The organism is Nocardia sp. 852002-20019_SCH5090214, from assembly GCF_001665865.1.
GTDB classification, from domain to species: domain Bacteria; phylum Actinomycetota; class Actinomycetes; order Mycobacteriales; family Mycobacteriaceae; genus Nocardia; species Nocardia nova.
The window spans coordinates 1-1,145 of the sequence record NZ_LZMK01000189.1 but is presented as its reverse complement, the minus strand read 5'-3'; the positions used below and the strand labels follow the sequence as shown (position 1 = coordinate 1,145).

The window sequence follows — 1,145 nt, the reverse complement described above, 5'->3', positions numbered from 1 at the left end:
TTGGCGGCACCGTCCAAGGCGCCTCCCAGCTCAGAGCCCACGCCGGTCACCGCACCCGCCGCACCGGACAACCCCGCCCCCAAGTCACCCGCCGCATTCAGCGCACCACCAAGGCCGGCACCCGCATCGGCAACACCGCCCAGCGCGCCTCCCAGTCCTGCACCGGCATTCGCCGCGCCGCCCAACGCGCCACCGAGTTCGGAGCCCACCCCGCTCGCAGCACCCGCCGCACCGGACAGCCCCGCACCCAAGTCACCCGCCGCATTCAGCGCACCACCCACACCCGCACCGGCATTCGCCGCACCACTCAGCGCACCTCCCAGACCAGCACCCGCGTTGGCGGCACCGTCCAAGGCGCCTCCCAGCTCAGAGCCCACGCCGGTCACCGCACCCGCCGCACCGGACAACCCCGCGCCCAGGTCACCGGCCGCATTCAGCGCACCGCCGAGACCCGCTCCCGCATCGGCAACACCGCCCAGCGCGCCACCGAGACCGGCACCGGCGTTGGCCGCACCGCCCAACGCGCCACCGAGTTCGGAGCCCACCCCGGTCGCGGCGCCCGCCGCACCGGACAGCCCCGCACCCAAGTCACCCGCCGCATTCAGCGCACCACCCAGCGCACCGCCGAGACCCGTACCGGCCTCCGCCGCGCCGCCGAGCGCACCACCGAGACCCGCTCCCGCGTTGGCAACACCGCCCAGCGCGCCACCGAGACCGGCACCGGCGTTGGCCGCACCGCCCAACGCGCCACCGAGTTCGGAGCCCACCCCGGTCGCGGCGCCCGCCGCACCGGACAGCCCCGCACCCAGGTCACCCGCCGCATTCAGCGCACCGCCCAGCGCACCGCCGAGGCCCGCGCCCGCTGCTGCCGCACCGCCCAGGGCGGTCCCGAGGCCGGCACCGGCTTCCGCCGCGCCCCCCAGGGCACCGCCGAGGCCCGCGCCCAGACCGGTTTCGAGTCCGGTGCCGAGTTCACCTCCGGCGTTCAGGGCACCTCCGAGGGCTGCGCCGAGGCCGGCACCGGCTTCGGCCGCACCCCCGAGCGCTCCGTTGAGTTCGGTTCCCAAGCCCGCGCCGGCTTCGGCCGCGCCGCTCAGCGCTCCGCCGAGCCCGGCGCCGAGGCCGGAGATGCCGGCGCCGAGACC

The 1,145-nt window shown here is 77.0% G+C and carries 1 protein-coding gene; it reads left to right on the top strand.

Annotated features, from left to right (window positions below):
• Nucleotides 1-1,145 (top strand): hypothetical protein (locus A5780_RS40975; RefSeq protein ID WP_197521762.1); only part of this gene is annotated, 1,145 nt, incomplete at both ends.